The organism is Rathayibacter sp. VKM Ac-2857 (assembly GCF_013205025.1).
Classification (GTDB): Bacteria; Actinomycetota; Actinomycetes; order Actinomycetales; family Microbacteriaceae; genus Rathayibacter.
The window spans coordinates 197910-224340 of the sequence record NZ_JABMLE010000003.1 but is presented as its reverse complement, the minus strand read 5'-3'; the positions used below and the strand labels follow the sequence as shown (position 1 = coordinate 224340).

Sequence of the window (26431 nt, the reverse complement as noted above, 5' to 3'; positions counted from 1 at the left end):
CTACTTCTTTCCGGCTTGCTTCTTGGAGCGGTTCTTGCCGACGGGCTGCGCGCGCTGCACGACCTTCTTCTCGACGAGCGTGACGGTGCCGGCCTCGGTCGTCTCCTCCACGAGCTTGCCCTTGCGGCGCAGGCGCTCCTCGCGGGCCTTGGCGGCCTCGCTACCGGGGGTCGGCATGTTCCGGATGACGATGAACTGCTGGACCATCGTCCAGATGTTCGAGGTCAGCCAGTAGAACATCACGCCGAGCGGGAAGGCGAAGCCGGAGAACGCGAAGACGAGCGGGAGGATGTAGAGCAGGATCCGCTGCTGCTTGAACGTCGGCGAGGCCTTGGCCTCGGGCGACATGTTCTTCGAGACGATCTGCAGCTGGGTGATGAACTGCGAGGCGGTCATCAGGACCACCATGACGACGGCGATCACGACGACGAGCTCCTGGCCGCCCTCGGCGAGCGCACCCTGGATCGACTGGTGCAGCGGGGCGATGCCGAAGAGGTTTGCCTCGCCGAACTGGCGGGCGAGGACGTCGTCCAGCGGGCCGACGCCGCGCTGGCTGTGCTGCGCCGAGTTCAGCACCGAGAACAGGCTGAAGAAGATCGGCATCTGGATCAGCAGCGGCAGGCAGGAGGCCAGCGGGTTGGTGCCGGTCTTCTTGTAGAGCTCCATGGTCTCGCGGGACATCGCCTCGCGGGAGAGCTGGTCGCGCTTGCCCTTGTACTTGTCCTGGATCTTCTTGAGCTGCGGCGCCACCTCCATCATGCGGCGCTGGCTCTTGATCTGCTTGACGAAGATCGGGATGAGCGCGGCGCGGATGACGAGGACCAGGCCCACGATCGAGAGCACCCAGGTGATGCCGGCCGCCGCATCGAGGCCGGTGAAGGTCAGCAGCTGGTGGAAGGCCACGAGGAGCAGCTCGACCACCCACTTGAGGGGCCAGAGAATCGTGCCGAGGAGGTCCATGGGAGGGGGTCAGTCCTTTCGAGGGCCCGCGACGAACCCGAATCGCGTCACGGCGAAGCGGGTCCGGCCGGGAGCCGGTCGGTGCAGGGGGATCGAGGTCGGCACGTCGTCGACCCCGCCGGCCGCCCACGGGTGGCAGCGGAGGAGTCGGCGGGCGCCGAGGACGGACCCGAGGACGAGCCCGTGGAGCTGGACCGCCTGGAGTGCGTAGGAGGAGCACGACGGGTAGTAGCGGCAGACGTCGCCGTAGAGCGGCGAGATCACCGCCCGGTACACGACGAGCAGCAGGATGCCGAGATTGCGCGGCAGCAGGAGGAGGAACCAGCCCAGCCGGGCGGCCCAGGAGGCCGCCGGCGTCACGACCGGAGCGGTGGCGACCGGAGCGGCCGTCACCGGAGCGCCTCGCCCGCACGGACGACGCGCGCGCGGGTCACCGCCGCGACGACGTCCTGCCGTAGCGCGGCCCACGGAGCGTCGGCACTGCCGGGCAGAGCCCGGACGACCACGTCGGTCCCGGACTCGATCTGCGGCACGAGCTCGAAGGCGACGGCCTTGAGCCGGCGCCGCACGGTGTTCCGCTTCACGGCCGTCCCGACCGTCTTGGCCACGATGAAGCCGAACCGCACCGGAGCGTCGCCGGAGGACCTCCGGACATACGTGACGGTGTGCGGTCCCGTGGACCGCACACCGCGACGGACGACTGCCCGGTACTCGCCACCGAGGACGATGCGATGGGCTCTGGCCAGCACCGCTGGACGGAATCGCTTGGCGCTACGCCGAGAGCTCGGTGCGGCCCTTGGCGCGGCGAGCGCTCAGGATGCCGCGACCGGCGCGCGTGCGCATGCGCAGACGGAAGCCGTGCACCTTGGCGCGACGACGGTTGTTCGGCTGGAAGGTTCGCTTGCTCATAGTCAGATCTCCACGTACGTGTTCCGCGGTGCGAGCGGGGCGCCGCGCCGGTGGCGAGGGCTCCGGTTCGTCCGGGAAGAGGGGGTGCCCGGGTGCCGATCGGCCCGATCCGCGAGGACCGTGCTCCCGACGCCGGGCAGGCGTCAACTGACTTAAACTACGTCCTCCGCCGCCACCGGTCAAATGTGCGCCGGGCGAAACCTCGATTCTGCACACGGGACCGCGTGTTCCGCGCATTGACACGCGGGTGTCGCTGTGGTGGATTTGTCTCCCATCGGCTCCGTTCGTTACGGTGTTGAGCCGCAGTTATCCACAGGTGCGAACCGCCCCTTCCCGCGTCATCGCTGGGAACGGCCGAGGCCTGTGGAAGCGCCTGTGCAGGGATCGGGCCCCGGATCTCCGCTGGAACCGAGGGCCCGTCGTCACGGACGGCGGCCAGGATTTCGAGAGCGACCGAGGACCGGAGACAGATGCCTGACGACACGTCGATGATCGACGCGTGGAACGTGATCCGCGGCGAGCTGTCGCGGGACGAGCGCATCACCGCGCCGATGTACGGCTTCGTCTCGCTGGTGGAGCCCAAGGGCATCATGGCGGGCACCTTCTACCTCGAGGTCCCGAACGAGTTCACCCGCGGGATGCTCGAGCACCGGGTCCGCGTGCCGCTGCTGAGCGCGATCGGCGCCCTCGACGACTCCTTCGGCGTCTCGACCTTCGCCTTCGTGGTGAACCCCGACATCGAGCACGAGCCGATGAGCTCCCCGTCGTCCGACTCGCTGAACCCCTTCGAGCCGGTGACCGGCTCCTCCGCCACGGTCGCCCCGCCGGTGCGCGTCGTCGAGGAGCTGCGCACCGTGCCGGCCACCGACACCCGGCTGAACCCGAAGTACAGCTTCGACAACTTCGTCATCGGCGGCTCCAACCGCTTCGCGCACGCCGCCGCGGTCGCCGTGGCCGAGGCACCGGCGAAGGCGTACAACCCGCTCTTCGTCTACGGCGACTCGGGCCTCGGCAAGACCCACCTCCTGCACGCCATCGGCCACTACGCGATGAGCCTCTACCCGGGCATCCGCGTGCGGTACGTGTCGAGCGAGGAGTTCACCAACGACTTCATCAACTCGATCGCGAACAACCGCGGCAACGCGTTCCACGGCCGGTACCGCAACGTCGACATCCTCCTGATCGACGACATCCAGTTCCTGCAGGGGAAGGCGGAGACGCAGGAGGCGTTCTTCCACACCTTCAACCAGCTGCACGACCACAACAAGCAGGTCGTGATCACCTCCGACCTGCCGCCGAAGGCGCTGACCGGCTTCGAGGACCGCATGCGCTCGCGGTTCGAGTGGGGCCTGATCACCGACGTGCAGGCGCCCGACCTCGAGACCCGCATCGCGATCCTCCGCAAGAAGGCCGTCAGCGAGAAGCTGCTCGTCCCGGACGACATCCTCGAGTTCATGGCGTCGAAGGTGTCCAGCAACATCCGCGAGCTGGAGGGGACGCTGATCCGCGTCACCGCGTTCGCGAGCCTCAACCGCACCCCGGTGGACATGGCGCTGGTGCAGACGGTGCTGAAGGACCTGATCACGCTCGACGAGGACAACGTCATCTCGCCGGTCGACATCATCAATCACACCGCGGACTACTTCAAGCTCACGGTCGACGACCTCTACGGCTCGTCGCGCTCGCAGGCCGTGGCCACCGCGCGTCAGATCGCGATGTACCTCTGCCGCGAGCTGACCAACCTCTCGCTGCCCAAGATCGGCCAGCTGTTCGGCAACCGCGACCACACCACGGTCATGTACGCCAACAAGAAGATCTCGGAGCTCATGAAGGAGCGCCGCAGCATCTACAACCAGGTCACCGAGCTGACCACCCGCATCAAGACCAACCGCTGACGGCCCGCCGCCGGCTGCTCCCTCCTCCAGGTCGAGCAGCCGCGCGGCGGACCTCGCATGCCGCCGGAGCATCCACGCAGCGGCCCCTGCATGCCGGTCGAGTAGCCGCACAGCGGCGTATCGAGACCCACCCTCCCGGTGACACCGGATCTCGATACGCGACCTCCGGCCGCTACTCGATCAGCATGAGACGCCCACCGCTCCCTCTTGTCTGCCGCTTGCGCAGCGGCCCCCCACATGCTGGTCGAGTAGCCGCGCAGCGGCGTATCGAGACCCACCCCTCCCGGCGCCCCCGTCTCGCCACCCCGCCACGCCCACCCTCGTTCGACGCATCGAACGATTCCGGTCGATTTCCACACGTGTGAGCAACCTGTGGATAACTGTGGACAACCGCCCTCGAACTGTGCGCTCCGAGCCCCCGCCTGTGCACTCGCGACCACCCGGTCGAATCCCTCCACAGGCCGTCCACGACCGCGCTCACACTCCGTCCACAGCCCGACCCCCTCCGCATCGCAGTCGCGAGTAGGGCTCCCGGACGTTTTCCACAGTTTCCACACGTGTTAACACTGTTAACGCAGTTCTCTCTTTAATCAGGGGCGGACCGGCAACCTCTCCACAGGGGTCGGCTGCGCCGGGAGGACGTCGTGCTTCCGGGCACGTCGAAGCTGACGAGTACGATGGGCGTCGGTCTTCGTCCACGACTCGTCAGGGGTGTTCTCGTGAGGTTCCAAGCCAACCGCGATGTCTTCAGCGAGGCGGTGTCGTTCGCGGTCAAGCTGCTGCCGCAGCGCACGACCCTGCCGATCCTCTCGGGCATCCTCATCGAGGCGACCGCCGAGGGGCTCACGCTCTCCTCGTTCGACTACGAGGTCTCCGCGCAGACGCAGATCGCCGCCGACGTCGAGGAGATCGGCACGGTCCTCGTCTCCGGCCGGCTGCTCGCCGACATCGCGAACCGCCTGCCCAACGCCCCCGTGCGCGTGGCGACGGAGGAATCGCGCGTCTCGGTCTCGGCCGGCTCCGCGCACTTCACCCTCCTGCAGATGCCCGTGGAGGAGTACCCGAGCATCCCCGAGATCGACGCCTCCACCGGCCTCGTTCCCGCGGACGCCTTCTCCGCCGCGATCTCGCAGGTGGCCGTCGCCGCCTCCCGCGACGACGTCACCCCCGTCATCACCGGCGTCCAGCTCGAGATCACCGAGAACACCATCGGCCTCGTCGCCACCGACCGCTACCGCGTGGCCGTCCGCGAGATCGACTGGGACAACGGCGACAACGCCGCCCCCAGCCAGCCGCTGACCGCCCTGGTGCCCGCGCGCACCCTGCAGGAGGTCGGCAAGACCTTCAGCCACTCCGGCACCGTCTCGGTCGCCATCACCCAGCGCGACGAGCGCGAGCTGATCGCCTTCACCGCCGACCGCAAGACGGTCACCTCGCTCCTGATCAAGGGCAACTTCCCGCCCGTCAAGCGCCTCTTCCCCGCCTCCGTCGAGAACTACGCGGTGATGGCGACGAGCGACCTCATCGAGGCCACCCGCCGCGTCTCGCTCGTTCTCGAGCGCGAGGCCGCCCTGCGCTTCAGCTTCAGCAGCGACGGCCTCACCCTCGAGGCCATCGGCTCGGAGCAGGCGCAGGCGTCCGAGACCATCGACGCCATCGTCACCGGCGTCGACGTCGTCGTCTCGCTGAAGCCCCAGTTCCTGCTCGACGGCCTCGCCGCCGTGCACTCGGAGTTCGTGCGCATCGCGTTCACGAAGACCGAGAACCCCAACAAGCCCGGACCGGTCCTGATCACGGCGCAGACCTCGCGCGAGCAGCCGGGCAGCGACAGCTACCGCTACCTGCTGCAGCCGAACCTGCTCCTGCGCTGACCGCTCCTCCCCGATCGCAGCGCCGCGACCGCCCCGCTCCCGACGAGCGCCCGCCCGCCGGACATCGAATCCCAGGAAGGTTCACCATGCACATCGGACTCGTCGGACTCGGCAAGATGGGCGACAACATGCGCTCCCGCCTCCGGGAGAAGGGCGTCGAGGTCACCGGCTACGACCGCAACCCGGACGTCTCGGACGCCGCCTCGCTCGACGAGATGATCGCCGCCCTCCCGGCGCCGCGCATCGTCTGGGTCATGGTCCCGGCCGGCGCCATCACGGACGCGGTCGTCACCGACCTGTCCGAGAAGCTCAGCGAGGGCGACCTGGTCATCGACGGCGGCAACTCCCGCTTCACCGAGGACTTCAAGCACGACGCGCTGCTCAAGCCCAAGGGCATCCACTACATCGACGCCGGCGTCTCCGGCGGCGTCTGGGGCCTCGAGAACGGCTACGGCCTGATGGTCGGCGGTCCGAAGGAGCTCGTCGAGTACGCGATGCCCGTCTTCGACGCGCTGCGCCCCGAGGGCCCCCGCGAGGAGGGCTTCGTCCACGTCGGCGAGGTCGGCGCCGGCCACTACGCGAAGATGGTGCACAACGGCATCGAGTACGCGCTGATGCAGGCGTTCGCCGAGGGCTACGAGCTCCTCGACACCCGCAAGGACATCATCAAGGACGTCACCGGCACCTTCAAGGCGTGGCAGCGCGGCACGGTCGTCCGCTCCTGGCTCCTCGAGCTGCTCGTCCGCGCGCTCGAGCAGGACCCGGAGTTCGAGCACATCGAGGGCTACGTCCAGGACTCCGGCGAGGGCCGCTGGACCATCGAGGAGGCCATCAACAACGCCGTCCCCGTCCCCACGATCAGCGCCTCGATCTTCGCCCGCTTCGTCTCCCGCCAGGAGGACTCCCCCGCGATGAAGGCGGTCGCGGCGCTCCGCAACCAGTTCGGCGGGCACTCCGTCAAGGCGGTCGACTGAGTCGACCGGTTCGGACTGCCTGCGGCAGTCCTCACGGCGGTCGGCCTCTCGAAGCTGTGGCGTGATGCAGAGCCGGTCGCGGACGGCGACCTGCGGCCCGCCGCAGCCATGACGCAGGGATGCTGTCATGGCCGCGGCGGGCCTCCGGCCGCCTTCACCATGTGCGGAGAAGTTGGCCGCTTCTGTTGTGCTCGGTGGGAGAGGCGCGTCCTTCGGACGGCGCGGTGGCTTGCTCGCGATCAGAGGCGGTCCCCCGCATGCTGGTCGAGTAGCCCCGGAGGGGCGTATCGAGACCCACCGTCGTCACCACGGCGGATCTGCAGACTCGTCGTCCGACGCGGGTGGATCTCGATACGCCCGCTGGGCGGACTACTCGATCAACATGGTTCGGCAGCCGGCCCCCGTTCCATGCTGGTCGAGTAGCCGCGGAGCGGCGTATCGAGACCCCGCGTCGGGCATGTGCCGCGTCGGGCAGATTGGAGACGGAGGAGGTGAGCGCGTGCAGGTGACGCAGCTGGCGTTGAGCGACTTCCGCAACTACGCCTCCGTCGACGTCGCGCTCGCTCCGGGCCCGAACCTGTTCGTGGGCCGCAACGGCCAGGGCAAGACGAACCTGGTCGAGTCGCTCGGCTACCTGTCCACCCTCGGCTCGCACCGGGTGTCCACCGATCAGGCGCTGATCCGCGCGGGGCAGGACAGCGCGGTGATCCGCGCCCGGCTCCGCAACGGGGACCGCGATCTGCTGGCCGAGGTGCAGATCAACCGCTCCTCCGCCAACCGCGCGCAGATCAACCGTGGCGGGATCAAGCCGCGCGAGCTGCCCCGCTTCTTCTCGAGCGTGCTCTTCGCACCGGAGGACCTCCTCCTCATCCGCGGCGACCCGTCGGCGCGGCGCCGCTTCCTCGATCAGCTGGTCGTCCTCCGCTCCCCCCGGATGAGCGCCGTCCAGGCGGACTACGAGCGCGTGCTGCGTCAGCGCAACTCGCTGCTGAAGTCCGCGCGGGCGACCGGCGTCCGCGATCCCGCGAAGCTCGGCACGCTCGACATCTGGGACGAGCGCCTCGTCGCCCTCGGCACCGAGATCATGCAGTCGCGGCTCACCCTGGTCGACGAGCTGAGCGGACCGGTCCGCGCCGCCTACGAGGCGGTCGCCGGCGCGGATCAGCGCCCGGTGCTGCGCTCGCGGCTGAGTGTCCAGGGAGCGGTCGACGACGACGACGAGCCGGTCGCGACGTCCGAGGTCGCCGCCGCGCCGGCCGAGCTGGCCGAGACGTTCTCCGCCGCACTGCTCTCCGTGCGCCGCCGCGAGCTCGACCGCGGGATCTCGCTGGTCGGCCCGCACCGCGACGACGTCCAGTTCGAGCTCAACGACCTGCCGGCCAAGGGCTACGCGAGCCACGGCGAGAGCTGGTCGTTCGCTCTGGCGCTCAAGCTCGGCGCGGCCGAGCTGCTCCGGCGCGACTCCGCCATGGGCGACCCCGTCCTGATGCTCGACGACGTCTTCGCCGAGCTGGACGCCCGACGGCGTGAGCGCCTCGCCGCCGTGGTGGCGGACTACGAGCAGGTGCTGATCACCGCGGCCGTCTTCGACGACGTCCCCGCGGCGCTGGCGGCGCACACCGTCCGGATCGAGGCGGGCCGCATCGTCGAGTCCGACGCCGTCGTGGTCCCGGAGACACCCCTGACCGCCCCGGCCGAGACCGCGTCCGCTCCGGTGGAGCCCGCCGACACGGACGCGTTCCCCGAGCCGGACGACAGCGCGGACGACGCCCCGGAGCCCGCCCCGGTGCCCGCCCCGGAGCCCGACCGTGGCTGACTCCCCCCGCCGCAGCGCGCCCTCGCCCGCACCCGACTCCGAGGCGGCGCGCGTCTACCAGCACCTCAAGGAGGTCTTCGGAGGCGACACCCCGCGCCGGGTGCGCAAGACCGTCGACCGGGCCGAGCCGAAGGGCGACGCCGCCCCGTTCGGCGGCGGCCGCGATCCGCACGACCTCGGCGACGTGCTCTCCTCCCTCACCGTGAAGCTCGGCTGGACCGCTCCCCTCGCCCAGGGCGACCTGATGTCGTCCTGGACGGCGATCGCCGGAGAGGAGACGGCCAAGCACTCCACTCCGGTGGGCGTCGTGGACGGCGTGCTCACGGTGGCGTGCGAGTCGACCGCCTGGTCGACGCAGCTGCGCCTCATGCGGATCGAGATCATGAACCACATCGCGGTGAACCACCCGGACGCGGGGATCACCGCGATCCGTTTCCAGGGGCCCGACGTCCCGAACTGGAAAAAGGGCCCCAGGTCGATTCCAGGGCGTGGTCCGCGCGATACCTACGGCTGAGGACGCATTTTCGGTCGACCCTCCAGAATTCGTTCGTCAGATCGCCACTGAGCGCCGCGCGACCGGCCGCCGCGCGGTAGAATGGAGGGCCGCCGAACCGCAGCGTCGACCCCGTGCGCGAGATCTCCAGATCCGCCTGCGCGCCGCGACGGACCGTCAGAGGAGAACTCCACAGCTATGACACCCGAGCCGACCGATTCCACGTCAGCCCCCGCAGCGAACGACCTGGACGTGAACGGCTCCACCGGCCCCTCCGCTGCCTCCGCCCCGGCTGAGGCCGCCCCGACGGAGGCCGCGCACTCCGCGGGCATGTCGACGAAGTCCTCCGGCGACTACGGAGCGAACCAGATCCAGGTCCTCGAGGGCCTCGAGGCGGTCCGCAAGCGCCCCGGCATGTACATCGGCTCGACGGGCCCCCGCGGTCTGCACCACCTGGTCTACGAGATCGTCGACAACGCCGTCGACGAGGCGCTCGCGGGCTACTGCGACAACATCGAGGTCGTCGTGCGCGCCGACGGCGGCCTGACCGTCGTCGACAACGGCCGCGGCATCCCGGTCGACATGCACCCCACCGAGGGCATCTCCACCGTCGAGCTCGTGCTGACCGTGCTGCACGCCGGCGGCAAGTTCGGTGGCGGTGGCTACGCGGTCTCCGGCGGTCTGCACGGCGTCGGCTCCTCCGTCGTCAACGCCCTCTCCACCCGCCTCGAGGTCGAGGTGAAGCGCCAGGGCGCCTCGTACAGCATGACCTTCGCCGACGGAGTCCCGGAGGCGCCCCTCGCGAAGGGCGAGCCGAGCGACGAGACCGGCACGACCATCACCTTCTGGCCGAACGCGGAGATCTTCGAGACCGTCGAGTTCGACTACGAGACCCTCCGTGCCCGGTTCCAGCAGATGGCGTTCCTCAACAAGGGGCTCCGCATCGCGCTGACCGACGAGAAGGAGATCGAGTTCGACGGCGAGGGCGAGAACGAGACGTCCGGTGCGCGCAGCGACGTCTTCCTCTACGAGAAGGGCCTCGTCGACTACGTCGAGTACATCAACTCGCTCAAGAAGTCCGATCTCGTGCACTCCGAGATCATCGACTTCGAGTCCGAGGACACCGAGCGCCGCATCTCGCTCGAGGTCGCGATGCAGTGGACGACGGCGTACACCGAGAGCGTGCACACCTACGCGAACACGATCAACACCCACGAGGGCGGCACGCACGAGGAGGGGTTCCGTGCGGCGCTGACGACACTCGTCAACAAGTACGCGCGGGCGAACAACCTGCTCAAGGACAAGGACGAGAACCTCTCGGGCGACGACATCCGCGAGGGCCTCACCGCCGTGGTGTCGATCAAGCTCGGCGAGCCGCAGTTCGAGGGCCAGACCAAGACCAAGCTCGGCAACACCGAGGCGAAGGCGTTCGTGCAGCGCGTCGCCGGCGAGCAGCTCGCCGACTGGTTCGACCGCAACCCCAACCAGGCCAAGGACATCATCCGGAAGGCGATCCAGGCGGCCTCCGCGCGGATGGCCGCCCGCAAGGCCCGCGAGACCGCCCGCCGCAAGGGGCTCCTCGAGGGCGGCGGCATGCCGGGCAAGCTCAAGGACTGCCAGTCGAAGGACCCGTCGATCTCCGAGATCTTCATCGTCGAGGGCGACTCGGCCGGCGGCTCCGCCGTCCAGGGCCGCAACCCGGAGACGCAGGCGATCCTCCCCCTCCGCGGCAAGATCCTCAACGTCGAGAAGGCGCGCCTCGACCGCGCACTCGGCAACAACGAGGTCCAGGCGATGATCACGGCGTTCGGAGCCGGCATCGGCGAGGACTTCAATCCCGACAAGGCGCGGTACCACAAGATCATCCTGATGGCCGACGCCGACGTCGACGGCCAGCACATCACGACCCTGCTCCTGACCCTGCTGTTCCGCTACATGCGCCCGCTGATCGACCTCGGCTACGTCTACCTCGCGCAGCCGCCGCTCTACCGTCTCAAGTGGTCGAACTCGCCGCACGAGTACGTCTACAGCGACCGCGAGCGCGACGCTCTGCTCGCGCACGGCGCCGCCTCGAACAAGCGCATGCCCAAGGACAACGGGATCCAGCGCTACAAGGGCCTCGGCGAGATGGACTACAAGGAGCTGTGGGAGACCACGATGGACCCCGCCACGCGGACCCTCCTCCAGGTCACCCTCGACGACGCGGCCGCCGCCGACGAGATCTTCTCGACCCTGATGGGCGAGGACGTCGAGTCCCGCCGCTCCTTCATCCAGAAGAACGCGAAAGACGTGAGGTTCCTCGACATCTGATCGGTTATCGCAGAGCGATAACCGACAGATGTCGAGATCGAGTAGGCCGAAGGCCGTATCGAGATCCGGACGTTCCCCGGCACCACCCCGCACCACCGCACCTGACTGACACCCAGCGCGACCCGCCCCCGTCACGACCCGGGGCCCGGACCCACCTGAGAAGACAGAGATCATGGCAGACGAATCAGACACCCCCACCGGACCGGACGACGGCGAGGACATCGTCACCGAGACCGGTGTCGTGATCCACGGGCACGACAAGATCGAGCCGGTCGACCTGCAGCTCGAGATGCAGCGCTCCTACCTCGACTACGCGATGAGCGTCATCGTGGGCCGCGCGCTGCCCGAGGTGCGCGACGGCCTCAAGCCCGTGCACCGCCGCGTGATCTACGCGATGTACGACGGCGGCTACCGCCCCGACAAGGCGTTCTCGAAGTGCTCCCGCGTCGTCGGCGACGTGATGGGCCAGTTCCACCCGCACGGCGACTCCGCCATCTACGACGCCCTCGTGCGCCTCGTCCAGCCGTGGAGCCTCCGCTACCCGCTCGCGCTCGGCCAGGGCAACTTCGGCTCCCCCGGCAACGACGGCGCCGCGGCCCCCCGCTACACCGAGACCAAGATGGCCCCGCTGGCCCTCGAGATGGTCCGCGACATCGACAAGAACACCGTCGACTTCCAGGACAACTACGACGGCCGCACCCGCGAGCCGGCGATCCTGCCCGCGCGCTTCCCCAACCTGCTGGTCAACGGCTCGGTCGGCATCGCGGTGGGCATGGCCACCAACATCCCGCCGCACAACCTCCGCGAGGTCGCGTCGGGCGCCAAGTGGGCGCTGGAGCACCCGGAGGCCACCCGCGAGGAGCTGCTCGAGGCGCTCCTGCAGCGCATCAAGGGCCCCGACTTCCCCACCGGCGCGCAGATCCTCGGCGTCCGCGGCATCCAGGACGCCTACCGCACCGGCCGCGGCTCGATCACGATGCGCGCCGTCGTCTCCATCGAGGAGATCCAGGGCCGCACCTGCCTCGTCGTCACCGAGCTGCCGTACCAGGTGAACCCGGACAACCTCGCGATCAAGATCGCCGAGCTCGTCAAGGACGGCCGCGTCTCCGGCATCGCCGACATCCGCGACGAGACCTCGGGCCGCACCGGCCAGCGCCTCGTCGTCGTGCTCAAGCGCGACGCGGTCGCGAAGGTCGTGCTGAACAACCTCTACAAGCACACTCCGCTGCAGGAGAACTTCGGCGCGAACATGCTCGCGATCGTCGACGGCATCCCGCGCACGCTCTCGCTCGACGGCTTCATCCGCGCGTGGGTCGACCACCAGGTCGAGGTCATCGTCCGTCGCACGCAGTACCTGCTCGACGAGGCCGAGGCGCGGATCCACATCCTGCGGGGCTACCTCAAGGCGCTCGACGCGCTCGACGAGGTCATCGCCCTCATCCGCCGCTCCCCCACGGTGGAGGAGGCCCGCGACGGCCTGATGGAGCTCCTCGACATCGACGAGGTGCAGTCGCGCGCGATCCTCGACATGCAGCTGCGCCGGCTCGCCGCCCTCGAGCGCCAGAAGATCATCGACGAGCACGACAGGATCCAGGCCGAGATCGAGGACTACAAGTCGATCCTCGCGAGCCCGGAGCGCCAGCGGACGATCATCTCGGACGAGCTCGACGAGATCGTCGACCGGTTCGGCGACGACCGCCGCACCGAGATCCTCTTCGGCTTCGACGGCGACATGAGCGTCGAGGATCTGATCCCCGAGGAGGAGATGGTCGTCACCGTCACCCGCGGCGGCTACCTCAAGCGCACCCGCAGCGACTCCTACCGCGCCCAGCACCGCGGCGGCCGCGGCGTGCGCGGCGCTCAGCTCAAGGCCGACGACATCGTCGAGCACTTCTTCGTCACCACGACGCACCACTGGCTGCTGTTCTTCACTAACACCGGCCGCGTGTACCGCGCCAAGACCTACGAGCTGCAGGAGGTCAGTCGCGACGCGAAGGGCCAGCACATCGCGAACCTGCTCGCGCTCGAGCCGGGCGAGCAGATCGCTCAGATCCTCGACGTCCGCGACTACGAGGCGGCCCGCTACCTCGTCCTCGCCACCCGCGACGGCCTCGTCAAGAAGACGGCGCTGGCCGAGTACGACACCAACCGCTCCGGCGGCATCATCGCGATCAAGCTGCGCGAGGGCGACGAGCTCGTCTCCGCGCTCCTGGTCGACGAGGACAGCGACGTGCTGCTGGTCTCCCGCAAGGGCATGTCGATCCGCTTCACCGCCTCCGACGAGGCGCTGCGCCCCATGGGCCGCTCGACCTCGGGAGTGCGCGGCATGTCGTTCCGCGGCGACGACCGACTGCTGGATGCCAACGTCGTCAGCGACGAGGGCTACGTCTTCGTCGTCACCGAGGGCGGCTACGCGAAGCGCACCGCCGTCGACCAGTACCGGCTCCAGGGCCGCGGCGGACTGGGCATCAAGGTGGCCAAGCTCGAGGAGAAGCGCGGCGACCTGGTGGGCGCCATCATCACCGGGGAGGACGACGAGGTGCTCGTCGTGCTCGCCAGCGGCAAGGTGGTACGCTCTGCCGTGGCCGAGGTACCGGCCAAGGGTCGCGACACCATGGGAGTCGTCTTCGCACGATTCGCAGACGACGACCGCATCATCGCACTCGCCAAGAACACCGAACGCAATCTCGACGCCCAGGACGAGGATCCCGACGCCGCGGCGTCGGCCGAGTCCGACGCGGTGTCGGAGGAGGATGAGTCCGTCGATGAGTAGCACGGTCGCCGAGAAGCTCGCCAAGAAGTCCGCGAAGAGCCCGGCGGCGAAGCAGGTCAGACTCAAGCTGGTGTACGTCGACTTCTGGTCGGCCGTCAAGCTGTCGTTCCTGCTCGGTCTGACGCTGGCGATCATCACGATCGTCGTCGTCTACCTCGTCTACACGGTGCTCGCGCAGACCGGCGTCTTCGACGAGGTCAACGGCCTCGTCCAGGACATCGCCGGCGCGGAGGCGTTCGACCTCAACACGATCATCTCGCTGCCCCAGATCATGGGCTTCGCGGTCGTCGTCGCGGTGCTGAACACCATCGTCACCACCGCCCTCGGGGCGATCGTGGCGCTGCTGTACAACCTCAGCGTCAAGATCACCGGCGGCCTGCTGGTCGGCTTCACCAACCAGTAGGGTCCGCGGCGGAGCGGCCGATTGGGATTCTGACCCGCTGTCGGGTAGAGTCACATCTGGCCATTTCGGGGGTATAGCTCAGGCGGTTAGAGCGCTTCACTGATAATGAAGAGGTCCCAGGTTCAAGTCCTGGTACCCCCACGTGCCGAACGGCCCGTCACCGCGAGGTGACGGGCCGTTCCACTCTCGCCGGTGTTCCACCGCCGGCTCGGGGCCTTAGCTCAGTTGGTAGAGCGCCTGCTTTGCAAGCAGGATGTCAGGAGTTCGAATCTCCTAGGCTCCACACTCGAACCCCGCTCGGGGTCCTTCTCACGCGCTGTGCGTGCCGTGCCGCGGGCGGCGTGCTCTGGCAGCGAAGTCGTCGAGGGCCGCCAGGACCTCGACGGCCTCGAACGAGCGGTTCCTGCGTCCCGCTCGCGTCGGAGCGAGGATTCCGACCTCGACGAGCTTCTGCACCGAGGCCTCCGCGGTCGGGAAGCTCACCCCGAGCTCGGCGGCGACGAGAGCGATCGTGACCACGGGCTGACGGAGCAGCAGCTGCCGCAGTCCATGCACCGAGGAGTCGCTCCGCGCGCGGATGCCGGCGTCCCACCTCGCCCCGATCGCCGCGATGTCCGCGGCGAGTCGTCGTCCGTTCTGCACGGCGGCGAAGGCGGCGTCGGCGAGTGTCTCGATGATCGGGCGGACATCCCCGGAGCGGTAGGCGGTCAGCGCGTCGAAGTAGCGTTTCATGTCGCCTAGCAGCCCGGCGGAGACTGGGACGGTGACGTTCTCCGTGACTCCGGCAGCGCGGAGCATGCCCTGGACGAGCGCGCGACCCGTCCTGCCGTTGCCGTCAGGGAAGGGATGGACGGTCTCGAACTGCGCATGCGCGATCGCCACCTGCGCGAGGACGGGGACGTCGACCCGGCGCGCGAACTCCATGACATCGAGCATCAGCGCCGGGACGCGCTCGTGATGCGGAGGAACGAAGACGGCTCCGTGCGGGGACACCCCGCCTCCGCTGATCCACACCTGCTGGTCGCGCCAGTGCCCGACGATGTCGGGGGCCGTGCTCTCCAGCAGGACGCGATGCATGGTGAGCACGGCATCGGCGTCCAGCTCGTCGGACAGCGCGATCGCCGCCTCCATCGCGGCGACGTTGCGGACGACCAGCTGAGCGTTCGTCGACGTGGAATCGCCGAGCTCGGCGAGCGCGACCTGCTTGGCGCTCGCGGTGAGCTGCTCGACCTCGGAGCTCGATGCGCTCTCGGTCCGCAGCAGGATGGAGGCGAATGGCGCGGTGAGGGTGCCGACCTGAGCATCGAACCGCGTCAGCTCCCGGCTCGCATCCTCGCTGACGGCGAGCAGGTCGGAGGGCAGCGAGACGTCGAGGTCCGCGATGAAGGGCGGGACCGCAGCTCGATACGGGCCGGCCGCGGCTCGGAGGAGTCGTCGCGACGCCACCTCGTCCCCGCTCCGCTGCCAGGGTCGCTGCTCGAAGCCGACCGCTGGCCAGGATCTCTGGCTCTGGGGGCTCTGATCCTCGATCATCCTCGGAGTGTACTCAAGGAAAAGTAGATAAGCCTTAATAAGAGCTCTCCGGACTAGGAGCAACGCGTCCTCTAGCGGGTGGCGGCGGGGTCAGCGGGGCTGGCAGGCCAGGCCGAGGAAGTTCTCGACGGAGAGGGTCTCGGAGGTGCCGTCGCGGATGTCGCCGACGATGATCTCGCCGACGGACAGGGTGTCGAACTGCTCGGCGGTGAAGACCACGGGGCGCCCGATGACCGAGCCGCCGACGGCGTAGGCGCCGAGGGTGAGGTCGACGCCGAGGGGGAAGCGCTCGATCTCGCGGTCGGCGGGCCAGACCGTCCGGCCGGCGAGATCGGTGGCGCCGATGTCGTCGACCGGCTCCGGGGCGACCCAGCGGGTGATCCGCCGCGCGCGGTCGCCGATCAGCAGTGGGGCGGTGTCCTCGACGGCGAGATCGAGGCCGTCGACGGCTCCCGAGCAGACGACGACGACGCCGAGCACCTCGGCGCGCTGTCCGCCGCGGCCGATGCCGACGGTCGCCTCGGAGACGGGCTCCGCCGCGCAGCCGGACAACGTCAGCGAGGCCGTGGCCGCCAGCACGACCGCGACGCTGGCGACTCGACGACGATGCGGCACGAGGTCACCCTACGGCGAGTGCGAGCGCGGAGAGCGCCTGGGGGAGCGAGGGCGCTCCCTCCGCCCGGAACACCGCGCGCCCGTCGGCATCGCGGACCACCACGGTCGGCGTGGAGCGGATGTCCGCGGCCTCCGCTGCGTCGGGCGCGAAGGCGACGTCGAACTCTCGGATCTCCGCCGCGGGCACGAGCTCCGCAGCGCGTTCGAGCACGCTGCGGGCCGCATTGCAGGCGCCGCAGAACGCGGACGTGTAGAGCTCGACGATCACAGGGGAGACAACGCCGGGCTGCACCGCACGATTCCCGGGGGTGGATCTCGATACGCCCGCTGCGCGGGCTACTCGATCAGCATGACCGTCGCAGGTCGAGCGGGAAGCAGCTCGGCCTGCCGGTGGTGGGGGAGAGGACGCTGCGGCGGCCCTCCATGCTGGTCGAGTAGCCGCCGGAGGCGGCGTATCGAGACCCGCCGGGGTCAGCGCAGCGACCAGGCCTCGTTCATCGTGAGGGCGGCGTCAATCAGCTCGACGCGCTCGAGGCCCTCGACCTCGGCGAGGGGGAACCACGCCGCGGCGTCCGTCGACCCGTCGACCTCATGGGTGAGCTCGCCGCCGGTGACTCGGGCGCGGTAGACGACGCGGATCGCGTGCAGCGGGCCGGCGTCGGGGTCGCTGCGGCGGTGCGCGGGGATCACGTGCGAGTCCACGCCGATCAGCCCTTCGAGCTCCGCGTGGTAGCCGGTCTCCTCGAAGATCTCGCGGACGGCCGCGTCCGCGGGCGACTCGCCCTCGTCGATGCCGCCGCCGGGAAGCGTCCACGCCTCCCAGGGCCCCTGGCTCCAGTGCGCGAGGAGCATGCGCTCGCCGTCGATGATCACGCCGTACGCGGCGACCCGGATGTCCACCTCAGCAGCCTAACCGCGGACCGGCCGGCGCCGGACACGCGTGAGGCCCGGACCCGCAGAGCGGTGTCCGGGCCTCACGCGGCGACTCAGGAGGCGGTCGACGCCGGCGACTGCGCGGCGCTGGCCGGCTCGTCCTCGGCGACCCACAGCTCGTCGTCGGCACGGAACGTCTGCCAGACGGCGTAGCCGATGCCGCCCACGGCGACGAGGGCGGCGCCGATCGCGAAGACCGTGCCGACCTTGTTCTTCTTCTTCGGGGGAGTGGTGAGCTCCTCCCAGCGCGCCTTCGAGATCTCGGCGAGCTTGGCGCGGTTCTTGGAGTCCTTGGCGGCCTCGAACGCGGCCGCGGCCGTGCCGCCGACAGCGGCGAAGGTCGGGAGGACCTTGTGCTTGTAGGCGTCGCGCGCGGAGGAGTAGGTGCCCTCGACGGCGGAGACCCCGTTGTCGTAGACGGGCTTCACCCGGCTCGAGTAGGCGTCCTTGACGGCCGGCACGACCTCCTTCTTCGCGTACTTGGTCGCGTGGCGGCGGCTCTTCTCGAGAACGGAGGCGGCGTGCGCCAGCACCTCCTGCTGCTCACTCCAGACCGCCTCGGCGTTCTTGCGGAGGCGCTTGAGATCCTTCTTGTGCTTACGTGACAGACCCACTTGGTCCTCCATCGGCTACGAGCGGCGAACAACGGCTCAATACTGCCACTCATCCCGCGGCCCGCGCATCGCGCACCCAGCGCATTGACACCCGGCGTTGCGGAGCCCTACAGAGGCGCTGTGCGAGAATCCACCCATGCCTTTGCACACCGCAGTCGCGACGTTCCACACGACCAAGGGCGACATCGTCGTCAACCTCTACGGCAACCACGCGCCGAAGACGGTCCGCAACTTCGTCGGTCTCGCGACCGGCGACATCGAATGGACCCACCCGGCGACGGGCGCGAAGACGAAGGAGCCGCTCTACAACGGCACCGTCTTCCACCGCATCATCCCCGACTTCATGCTCCAGGGCGGCGACCCGCTCGGCCAGGGCATCGGCGGCCCGGGCTACCAGTTCGACGACGAGATCAACTCGGAGCTCGACTTCACCCAGCCCTACATCCTCGCGATGGCCAACGCCGGCAAGCAGGCGGGCCGCGGCACCAACGGCTCGCAGTTCTTCATCACCGTCGCGCCGACCACCTGGCTCCAGGGCAAGCACACCATCTTCGGCGCCGTCGCCGACGACGAGTCCAAGAAGGTCGTCGACTCCCTGTCGGCCGTGGCGACCGACGGTCGCGACAAGCCCCTCGAGGACGTCGTCATCGAGAGCGTCGAGATCACCGAGGTCTGATCGCCTCTCCACCACTCATCGAGGGTCGGGTCCGTCTGGGCCCGGCCCTCGTTCTCTCTCTCCCGGAGGAACGTCCGTGACCCAGGTCCCGCCGAGCAGCAGCACCTACACCTGCTACCGCCACCCCGATCGCCAGAGCTTCGTGCGCTGCCAGCGGTGCGGTCGCACGATCTGCGGCGAGTGCCAGACCCCGGCGCCGGTCGGCGTCATCTGCCCGGACGACATGGCGCAGCAGCGCAGCGAGGCGCCGCGCGTGCGCGGGCCCCTCGTGTCGCGGGTGCGGGCGATGACGCGGGCCGACCAGCCCACGGTCACCTACGCGATCATCGCGCTCTGCGTCCTGGTCTGGATCCTCGAGGTGCTGCCGTTCATCGGCGACACCGTGCTGAACGCGATCGCCTACTTCCCCGCCTACACGCTGCCCGGCTTCGGCGCCGGCTTCGAGCCGTGGCGGATGGTCACCTCGATCTTCGCGCACAGCACGTCCCTCTTCTTCGTGGTGCCGTTCCACCTGCTGCTGAACATGTACACGCTGTGGGTCTTCGGCATGGCGCTCGAGCGGATGCTCGGCCGCGGCCGCTACCTGACTCTGTTCCTCCTCAGCGGCTTCGCCGGCTCGGTCGGGGTCCTGCTGCTCTCCAGCCCGCTGACCCCGGTGATCGGCGCCTCGGGAGCGATCTTCGGCCTGATGGGCGCGTACCTGGTGATCCTCCGGCACCTCGGCGGTCAGGCCTCGCAGCTGCTGGTGCTGGTCGGTCTGAACCTGGTGATCGGCTTCCTGCCCGGGATGAACGTCGCCTGGCAGGCGCACGTCGGCGGCCTGGTCGCCGGTGCGCTCATCGGGCTCGTCTACACCCGCACGCGGCAGCGCTCGCAGCGGCGGACCCAGAACCTTCTCGTCGGGCTGATCGGCGTGGTTCTCGTCGCGATCACCGTCGGCGCGTACGTCCTGGCCTGAGCGCCGGAAGCGCGTCCAGCGGCCGTCCACAGGACGCCGCGCACTGTCCACAGCTGCTCTCCACAGCTGGGGAGGAAGTTATCCACAGAGTTGTTAACACTGGGGAGAACTACGCCGGTGTCATTCGCGGTGGCGCCCGGGATGCCGCTCCGATCGGCGATTCCGCCCCGTCCCGCCGCCGATGCGGGCTCGAACGGCCTCCGCATCCGCGGCCCGGCGCGGCCTGGGGAGTTCTCCACAGGAGTTTCAACACCTGGGGATAATTACACGCGTGTAGTTCGCCGGAGCAGGGCCGAGACGACGGTGGCGTCGCGGTCGTCGTCGAGGAGGATCGACGGGTCGAATCCCGCCTCGGCGAAGAGCGCCGCCGTCCGCTCCGCCTGCTCGCGGCTGGTCTCGATCACGACGGCTCCGTCGCTCCTGAGCCAGGGGAGGGACTCCGCCGCGATCCTGCGGTGCAGCCCGAGACCGTCGCTCCCGCCGTCGAGCGTCGACGCCGGCTCGTGCAGTCGCGCCTCGGGCGGCATCAGGGCGATCGCGGCGGTGGGCACGTAGGGCGCGTTGACGACGACGAGGTCGATCCGGCCCCGCAGCTCCTCGGGCAGGGCGCCGAAGAGGTCGCCCTGGTGGACGGAGGCGAGCCCCGCGAGCGTGCGCCGCGCGCAGGCGACGGCGGCGGGGGAGAGGTCGGCCGCGTGGAGGACGAGCCCTTCGCGCTCCTCGGCCAGCGCCCGGGCGATCGCTCCGGCACCGCAGCACAGGTCGAGGACGATCGCCGGGCCGCGCCCGTCGAGCAGCGCGAGGGCGGCGTCGACGACCGCCTCGGTGCGCCGCCGGGGCACGAAGACACCGGGGGCGACCGGGATGCGCAGTCCGCGGAAGGCGACCCAGCCGAGGATCTGCTCGAGCGGCTCGCCGCCCTCGCGCCGACGCAGCATCGACTCGAGGTGATCGGCGTCGGCGGCCGCCCCGTGCAGGAGCTCCGCCTCCTCCTCCGCGAAGACGCACCCTGCAGCCCGCAGGCGCGCCACGGACGGCGCCGGGCCCGCCGACGAGACGGGGCGCGCCGACGACGTGACGTCCACCGACGACGAACGCCCCGTCGGCGGACCGGACGGGGCGTCGTTCATGCGAGCGAGATCAGCGCCAGCGCGTGGTCATCAGGAAGCCGATGAAGGCGATGCCGAAGCCGATCAGGATGTTGGCGTTGCCGAGATCCGGCACCGGGAGCGTGCCCTGGCTGACGTAGAAGACGATGATCCAGGCGAGGCCCAGCAGCATGAACCCGAACATGACGGGCTTGAACCACACCGGGTTGGGTGCGTCCTCACCGGTCCGGGCCTCGTCGCGCTCGGGCTTCGGGCTCTTCGTCGCTCGTGCCATGCCTTCCACTGTACCGGGCGATGGCCGTCGACCGGGAGCGCGAGACCGGGGGGATGCCGTGGAGGCGCGCAGGAGCCGCTGTGGAGAACGCGCCAGCGGCCGCCGCCGCCCGTCTGCGGCGCTCGACCCGCGCCTAGACTCGTCGCATGAGTGTCCCGTCGCCCGCCGCCGCACCGCTGCGACCGCGCGAGCGACGACCGAGCACCCGCCGGCCGCGCCGTCGCCTGACCTTCTTCGGGGTCCTGGGCGAGCTGCTCATGACAGCGGGTGCGCTCGTCCTCCTCTATCTCGGCTGGCAGCTGTGGTGGAACGACGCGGTGATCGCCGGTCAGCAGACCTCCGAGGCCGCGGAGCTCCGGCAGGGCTGGGACGAGGCCGTTCCCGCTCCCGAGCCGTCGACGGCGCCGAGCGAGACGCCGGCCGGCTACGGAGACCCTGTCATCGCTCCGGTGTCGGCGCTCGACACCTCGTTCGGCAACCTCTACGTCCCGCGCTACGGCGAGGGCTGGGTCCGCACCATCGCCGAGGGGGTGGACGCCGAGAACGTCCTCGACGAGGGCAGCATCGGCCACTATCCGGGCACGCAGATGCCGGGCGAGGTGGGCAACTTCGCCCTCGCAGCGCATCGCAGCGCCTACGGAGGCGGCATGCACCTGATCGACGAGCTCCAGCTGGGGGACGCGATCTACATCGAGACGGCGGACGGCTGGTACACCTACCGGTTCCGGAACCTCGAGTACGTGCAGCCCTCGGAGATCCAGGTCATCGATCCCGTGCCGTGGACGACCGGCGTGACGCCGACCGACCGGCTGATCACGCTCACGAGCTGCAATCCCCTGCTGTCCACCGCCGAGCGGATCATCGCCTACGGCGTCTTCGAGTCGTGGCAGCCGCGCTCCGCCGGCGCGCCTGCCGAGATCGCGGCGTCGCTCGCGCAGGAGGGCTGACCGTGTACGCAGCGCTGTGGCGGATCCTGCCCGGGCCCTGGTGGCTCCGGCTGCTCCTCGTGATCGTCCTCGTGGTCGCCGTGCTCGCCGCACTGGCCGAATGGGTCTTCCCCTGGGTGCAGTCGCTCGTGCTCGACCAGAACGTCACCGTTGGGTCGTGACCCGGCTGCGCACGCGGCCGCCGCGATGACGCGCGTGCTGGTGGTCGACAACTACGACAGCTTCGTCTTCACTCTGGTCGCCTACCTCCGCGAGGCGGGGGCCGAGGTCGACGTCGTCGAGGGGGCGGAGCTGTCTCCGAGCGAAGCTCTCGAGAGGGCGTCGCGGAGCGAGGGGATCGTGCTGTCTCCCGGGCCGGGTCGACCGGAGGACGTGCCGACCTCCGTGGCGCTCGTGCGGCATGCGATCGCCGCGGCCCAGCCGCTCCTCGGGGTCTGCCTCGGCCACCAGGTCCTGGCCCACGCACTCGGCGCGCACGTGAGCGAGGCGCCGGAGCTGCTGCACGGCCGGACCTCCTCGGTCCTGCACGACGGCGACCCGCTGTTCTCCGGCATCCCGTCGGGATTCACGGCCATGCGCTACCACTCGCTCGCGGTCGAGCGCTCGACCCTGCCCCGGGAGCTCGCGGTCAGTGCGGTGACACCCGACGGGGTCGTGATGGCGGTGCGTCACCGCTCGGCACCGGCGGTCGGGGTCCAGTTCCATCCCGAGTCGGTGCTCACCGAGGGCGGTCGTCGGCTGCTGGCGAACTGGCTCACCGAGGTGGAGAGGACTCCCCGGACTCAGTAGGCGTGCCGGGCGGGTGCGGCGTGAAGGCTTCAATGCGAGGGGGACTTATCCGCGCAGTCCCTCCGCGAATTGATCGAGATATCGCCAGGCTATTCACGTCCGCTCATGCGAGCATTCCCTCGGTCCAGTGGCCCCGACAAGGGGGGTGTGCATCCCCGTCAGGGCAGATGCGATCCACGCCATCCACCCGCTATGAGAGCGCGTACTCCGCCTCGGATCGGCGCCAGGACGGGGAGGCATCTCCCGAGCGTTCCGAGGAGGCCCCCCGATCAGGTGGCGTGATTTGACGGAGCCGTGGCGGATGATGCGCGGGGCTCGCCGGGCATAATCGGAGGGCGCCGGTTAGGGGACCGGTGCTGTGGAAAAGAGAATTCCGAGGCATCACATGGTGGAATCGATTTCCTGGGCTTATTCCGGAATGAGGGAGCTCGAGACGCTCGGGCCGAGGATCGTGGTCAAGCCGGGCACGGTGCCGCGACTGGCCGGGTCGGGCTTCACCGCTGCCGGAATCAGCGTCGTCCTCCTGACGAGCTCGCCGCTGCGAGTCCTGCGGGGAACCTGGGGTGCGGACGACACGTCGCTCCTGAACTTCAGCTTCCTGATCGAGGGCGCGGTCCGGCTCGTCGGACCGGACCGGACGGCGCTGCTGCGCCCCGGCTCGATCGCCTACCAGCCGGGAACGACCAGCTTCACCACCGAGTCGACGATGCCCGTCACCTCGCTCCAGGTGGCGATCCCTGCGGACGAGATGCGCCGCTACGGCTTCGACCTCGGCGCGAACGTGCACGCGCTCGATCCGGACGCGCGCTCCACTCGCGCGGCGTTCGCCTTCACGACCGCGTTCGCTCTGGCGGCGGAGTCGGGCACCGGGCTTCCTTCGGACAGCGAGGTCGAGGGCTTCGGTCACGTGGTCAAGCAGCTCCTCGTGAGCGCGTTCCTCGCGTCGGCCGGATCTCAGCCCGGGACGACGAGCGTGCGTGCGGCGACGCTCGGCCGGGCGCGGACCGTGATCGACCGGACCCACCGGACGCCGCGCTGCACCCCGGAGGCGGTCGCAGACGCGGTCAACGTGTCGACGCGGTCACTCCAGCGTCTGTTCGAGGACGCGGGGACGACGGTGGCCAGCGAGATCGAGCGCGCGCGGGTCGCGAGCGCGGTGGAGCTGCTCCGACGGCGACCGCGCGAGGTGCCGCTGGAGGCGATCGCCGCGGCGTCGGGCTTCTCCTCGGCCGATCACCTCCGCCGAGCGCTGAAGCGCCGGGAGGGGCTCACGCCGAGCGACATCCGCGGCCGGGTCGGGACTCCGGTGGAGGCCGGCTCGCCGGACGACGGGCTCCTGCGGCTCGCGCTGCCGCTCGCGGACGCGGCGCGGCGGGCGTAGCTCCGGAGGGTGTCGCCCGTGCTGATCGAGCAGCCCGCGTAGCGGGCGTATCGAGATCGACCGACGCCAGGAGGACGAGTCTGCAGACCCCTCTTCTGAGGACGGTGGGTCTCGATACGCCCCTTCGGGTCTACTCGACCAGCATGAAGGGCCGACGCCGGGTCCTGTCCCTCACCGCCGATGGAGAGAGATCACCTCGTCGGTCTGGGGATGTCCATGCTGATCGAGTAGCCCGCGCAGCGGGCGTATCGAGATCCACCAGCGCCAGGAGGACCAGTCTGCAGACCCGTCTTCTGAGGACGGCGGGTCTCGATACGCCCCTCCGGGGCTACTCGACCAACAGGGAGGGGCGTCGCCCTGTCACGGGCGGGAGGAAGCCGGGAGTCCGGCGGCGCGCACGGGTCAGCCGGCGCAGAAGCCGAGCTCGATGGTGGAGCCCTGGGGGACGTCGCCCGGCGCGACCGACTGGGTGGTGATCGGCGGGTTGGCGCGCACGGACTCGCAGGTCTCGTCGGGGGCCTCCTCGCCGATCAGCTGGAGCTGCTCGGACGCGAGAGTGGCCAGCGCGGTGCTGAGCGTCTGGCCGACCAGGTCGGGCAGGGTGACCTGCCCGGAGGAGACGACGAGATCGACCTGCGCGCCGGGCTCGATCTGCTGGCCGCCGGCCGGTGAGCTCGAGAGCACGACGTCGGCGGGCACCGTGGGCGAGTTCTGCCGGGTCTGCGAGCCCTCCGCGAAGCCGGCGCCGGTGAGGGCGGCGATCGCGTCCGCGAGGGACGAGCCGGCCGTCTCCGGGACGGCCACTGGTTGAGCGCCCTGCGAGACGTAGACGCGGATGACGGTCTCGGGCGCGACGATGGTGCCCGATCCGGGGTCGGTGCGGATCACCTCGCCCGCCGGAACCGTGTCGTTGAACTCGGCGAGCTGACTCGCCACGAGGTCGAGCTCGGTGAGCGTCGACTGCGCGCTGTCGTAGCTGGTGCCCGTCAGCGCGGGGACCTCGCGCGACTGGGAGGGCAGCGTCGTCGACGGCTGCAGCGTGAGCACCCAGATGACCAGCGCCGCCACGATGACCGCGAGCACCACGATCGACGACCAGATCCAGAGCACCGGCGGGCGGCGCTGCGTGCGGACGATCGAGTTGTCCTCGGCGAGCTGGCGCAGGGCCAGCTCGGAGTCGTTCATGCCGCCGCCGGCGCGAGCGGCGAAGAGCGACGTGGTCAGCTCGTCGATCGGCCGGTGGTCGGGGAGGCGGCCGGCCGCGGCGTCGCGCAGGTCGTCGCGGAACTCGGCGGCGCCCTGGAAGCGCTCGTAGCGGTCCTTGGACAGCGCCCGGGCGACGACGCCGTCGAGCGCGGCGGAGACGGCGGAGTTGATCGAGCTGGGGGCCGGCGGCGTCTCGCTGACGTGCTGGTAGGCGACCGCCACCGGGGTGTCGCCGCGGAACGGGGCGCGGCCGGTGAGCAGCTCGAACAGGACTATGCCGGCGGAGTAGAGGTCGCTGCGCGCGTCGACCTGCTCGCCCTTCGCCTGCTCCGGTGAGAAGTAGGCGGCGGTGCCGAGGATCGCGGTCGTCTGCGCCACGGTCGCTGCGGAGTCGGAGACGGCGCGGGCGATCCCGAAGTCCATCACCTTCACCTGGCCCGACGGCGTCAGCATGATGTTGCCGGGCTTGATGTCGCGGTGGACCACTCCGGCGCGGTGCGAGTACTCGAGTGCGGTGAGGATGCCCTCGGTGATGCGGACGGCCTCGTCGACGTCGACGGGTCCCTCGGCGATGACGTCCTTCAGCAGGCGCCCCTCGATGTGCTCCATCACGATGAACGGACGGCGCGACTCCGCGCCGTTGTCGTCGAGCGAGACCTCCTCGCCGGCGTCGAAGACGCGGACGATGGTCGGGTGCGACATCCGCGACGCGGACTGCGCCTCCTGCCGGAAGCGCAGGCGGAAGGCGGAGTCGGACGACAGGGAGAGCTTGAGCTCCTTGATCGCGACAGTGCGCCCCAGGCGGGTGTCGGTGCCGAGGTAGACCTCGGACATCCCGCCGCGACCGAGCCGGGGCCCGACCTGATACCGTCCTGCGATCAGGCGTCCCTCATCCGTCACGCGCACGCTCCCGCCCTGTACTTCCGTGTGGCACGGCCCCCGGGGAGCCAGGGCAAGTGTACCCGGGCGCCTCCTGGCAGCCCGGCGCACGG

26 protein-coding genes and 2 tRNA genes are annotated in these 26431 nt (G+C 69.8%); 16 read left to right on the top strand and 12 right to left on the bottom strand.

Features of this window, described 5'->3' with window-relative positions; genetic code table 11:
* Genes yidC through rpmH form a run of 4 tightly spaced genes read right to left on the bottom strand, consistent with a single transcriptional unit; the run spans window position 1 to window position 1869 of the window.
* Window positions 1-960, bottom strand: a complete 960-nt coding sequence (gene yidC / locus HQQ86_RS14605; protein WP_173288998.1) for a membrane protein insertase YidC — start codon at window positions 958-960, stop codon at window positions 1-3.
* Window positions 961-969: 9 nt separating this feature from the next.
* Window positions 970-1290 carry a membrane protein insertion efficiency factor YidD gene (gene yidD, locus HQQ86_RS14600; RefSeq protein ID WP_254072160.1) on the bottom strand — a complete coding sequence of 107 codons (321 nt, stop codon included), beginning with the start codon at window positions 1288-1290 and terminating at the stop codon, window positions 970-972.
* Between the two features lie 59 nt (window positions 1291-1349).
* The gene (gene rnpA / locus HQQ86_RS14595; protein WP_173288997.1) at window positions 1350-1709 is read right to left on the bottom strand and encodes a ribonuclease P protein component; all 360 of its coding nucleotides are present in this window, start codon (window positions 1707-1709) and stop codon (window positions 1350-1352) included.
* Window positions 1710-1731: 22 nt separating this feature from the next.
* Entirely contained in the window at window positions 1732-1869 is a 138-nt protein-coding gene (gene rpmH / locus HQQ86_RS14590) for a 50S ribosomal protein L34 (protein ID WP_055784512.1), read from the bottom strand.
* A 470-nt stretch (window positions 1870-2339) separates the two neighbouring features.
* Between rpmH and dnaA the strand changes: the two genes are divergently transcribed.
* From dnaA to HQQ86_RS14540, 10 genes are all read left to right on the top strand, one after another.
* Complete coding sequence (gene dnaA / locus HQQ86_RS14585) at window positions 2340-3764, top strand: chromosomal replication initiator protein DnaA (RefSeq protein WP_123447261.1); 1425 nt, start codon at window positions 2340-2342, stop codon at window positions 3762-3764.
* Between the two features lie 719 nt (window positions 3765-4483).
* Entirely contained in the window at window positions 4484-5635 is a 1152-nt protein-coding gene (dnaN, locus tag HQQ86_RS14580; protein ID WP_173288996.1) for a DNA polymerase III subunit beta, read from the top strand.
* Between the two features lie 86 nt (window positions 5636-5721).
* Window positions 5722-6609: a phosphogluconate dehydrogenase (NAD(+)-dependent, decarboxylating) gene (gnd, locus tag HQQ86_RS14575; RefSeq protein WP_123706114.1), complete on the top strand. Its 888-nt coding sequence runs from the start codon at window positions 5722-5724 to the stop codon at window positions 6607-6609.
* A 499-nt stretch (window positions 6610-7108) separates the two neighbouring features.
* On the top strand, window positions 7109-8425 hold the full coding sequence (gene recF / locus HQQ86_RS14570; protein WP_173288995.1) for a DNA replication/repair protein RecF: 1317 nt from the start codon (window positions 7109-7111) through the stop codon (window positions 8423-8425).
* Window positions 8418-8939, top strand: coding sequence for a DciA family protein (locus tag HQQ86_RS22110; protein ID WP_173288994.1), 522 nt, complete (start codon window positions 8418-8420; stop codon window positions 8937-8939). Before recF ends, HQQ86_RS22110 begins: the two co-directional genes overlap by 8 nt.
* A 309-nt stretch (window positions 8940-9248) precedes the next feature.
* Window positions 9249-11228, top strand: a complete 1980-nt coding sequence (gyrB, locus tag HQQ86_RS14560; protein ID WP_173289396.1) for a DNA topoisomerase (ATP-hydrolyzing) subunit B — start codon at window positions 9249-9251, stop codon at window positions 11226-11228.
* 172 nt (window positions 11229-11400) lie between these two features.
* Window positions 11401-14001 carry a DNA gyrase subunit A gene (gene gyrA / locus HQQ86_RS14555; protein WP_173288993.1) on the top strand — a complete coding sequence of 867 codons (2601 nt, stop codon included), beginning with the start codon at window positions 11401-11403 and terminating at the stop codon, window positions 13999-14001.
* Window positions 13994-14404, top strand: a complete 411-nt coding sequence (locus HQQ86_RS14550) for a DUF3566 domain-containing protein (RefSeq protein ID WP_123447255.1) — start codon at window positions 13994-13996, stop codon at window positions 14402-14404. The genes gyrA and HQQ86_RS14550 overlap by 8 nt, the downstream gene beginning before the upstream one ends.
* A gap of 67 nt (window positions 14405-14471) precedes the next feature.
* A tRNA-Ile gene (locus HQQ86_RS14545) sits at window positions 14472-14545 on the top strand.
* A gap of 69 nt (window positions 14546-14614) precedes the next feature.
* Window positions 14615-14687 (top strand) — tRNA-Ala (locus HQQ86_RS14540).
* 26 nt (window positions 14688-14713) lie between these two features.
* Here the strand turns inward: HQQ86_RS14540 and HQQ86_RS14535 are convergent.
* From HQQ86_RS14535 to HQQ86_RS14515, 5 genes are all read right to left on the bottom strand, one after another.
* Window positions 14714-15937, bottom strand: a complete 1224-nt coding sequence (locus tag HQQ86_RS14535; RefSeq protein ID WP_173288992.1) for a Fic family protein — start codon at window positions 15935-15937, stop codon at window positions 14714-14716.
* Between the two features lie 90 nt (window positions 15938-16027).
* Window positions 16028-16552, bottom strand: coding sequence for a hypothetical protein (locus tag HQQ86_RS14530; RefSeq protein WP_173288991.1), 525 nt, complete (start codon window positions 16550-16552; stop codon window positions 16028-16030).
* 4 nt (window positions 16553-16556) lie between these two features.
* Window positions 16557-16844: a thioredoxin family protein gene (locus tag HQQ86_RS22105; protein WP_367948669.1), complete on the bottom strand. Its 288-nt coding sequence runs from the start codon at window positions 16842-16844 to the stop codon at window positions 16557-16559.
* Window positions 16845-17023: 179 nt separating this feature from the next.
* A complete protein-coding gene (locus HQQ86_RS14520) occupies window positions 17024-17452 on the bottom strand; it encodes an NUDIX hydrolase (protein ID WP_173288990.1) in 429 nt (142 codons plus the stop codon).
* An 86-nt stretch (window positions 17453-17538) separates the two neighbouring features.
* Entirely contained in the window at window positions 17539-18099 is a 561-nt protein-coding gene (locus tag HQQ86_RS14515) for a hypothetical protein (RefSeq protein WP_123706109.1), read from the bottom strand.
* 136 nt (window positions 18100-18235) lie between these two features.
* Here HQQ86_RS14515 and HQQ86_RS14510 point away from each other — a divergent pair, with 136 nt between their 5' ends.
* The gene (locus HQQ86_RS14510; RefSeq protein WP_133961341.1) at window positions 18236-18775 is read left to right on the top strand and encodes a peptidylprolyl isomerase; all 540 of its coding nucleotides are present in this window, start codon (window positions 18236-18238) and stop codon (window positions 18773-18775) included.
* Window positions 18776-18851: 76 nt separating this feature from the next.
* Entirely contained in the window at window positions 18852-19733 is an 882-nt protein-coding gene (locus HQQ86_RS14505; RefSeq protein ID WP_173288988.1) for a rhomboid family intramembrane serine protease, read from the top strand.
* A gap of 263 nt (window positions 19734-19996) precedes the next feature.
* Here the strand turns inward: HQQ86_RS14505 and HQQ86_RS14500 are convergent, their stop codons facing one another.
* A complete protein-coding gene (locus HQQ86_RS14500) occupies window positions 19997-20764 on the bottom strand; it encodes a putative protein N(5)-glutamine methyltransferase (RefSeq protein ID WP_367948668.1) in 768 nt (255 codons plus the stop codon).
* A 109-nt stretch (window positions 20765-20873) separates the two neighbouring features.
* A complete protein-coding gene (locus tag HQQ86_RS14495) occupies window positions 20874-21116 on the bottom strand; it encodes a cell division protein CrgA (RefSeq protein ID WP_123447247.1) in 243 nt (80 codons plus the stop codon).
* A 146-nt stretch (window positions 21117-21262) separates the two neighbouring features.
* On the opposite strand from HQQ86_RS14495, the gene HQQ86_RS14490 reads away from it, so the two are divergent.
* The 4 genes from HQQ86_RS14490 (at window position 21263) to HQQ86_RS14475 (ending at window position 24233) form a co-directional block, all read left to right on the top strand.
* Complete coding sequence (locus HQQ86_RS14490) at window positions 21263-22063, top strand: class E sortase (RefSeq protein WP_173288984.1); 801 nt, start codon at window positions 21263-21265, stop codon at window positions 22061-22063.
* A gap of 2 nt (window positions 22064-22065) precedes the next feature.
* Window positions 22066-22224: a hypothetical protein gene (locus HQQ86_RS14485; protein ID WP_173234321.1), complete on the top strand. Its 159-nt coding sequence runs from the start codon at window positions 22066-22068 to the stop codon at window positions 22222-22224.
* A gap of 25 nt (window positions 22225-22249) precedes the next feature.
* A complete protein-coding gene (locus HQQ86_RS14480; protein WP_173288983.1) occupies window positions 22250-22852 on the top strand; it encodes an aminodeoxychorismate/anthranilate synthase component II in 603 nt (200 codons plus the stop codon).
* A gap of 418 nt (window positions 22853-23270) precedes the next feature.
* Window positions 23271-24233, top strand: a complete 963-nt coding sequence (locus tag HQQ86_RS14475) for a helix-turn-helix domain-containing protein (protein ID WP_173288982.1) — start codon at window positions 23271-23273, stop codon at window positions 24231-24233.
* Window positions 24234-24635: 402 nt separating this feature from the next.
* Here HQQ86_RS14475 and pknB read toward each other — a convergent pair whose 3' ends face one another.
* Window positions 24636-26339 (bottom strand): Stk1 family PASTA domain-containing Ser/Thr kinase, encoded by a 1704-nt coding sequence (pknB, locus tag HQQ86_RS14470; protein ID WP_173288981.1) that lies wholly within the window; start codon window positions 26337-26339, stop codon window positions 24636-24638.
* Window positions 26340-26431 lie beyond the last annotated feature (92 nt).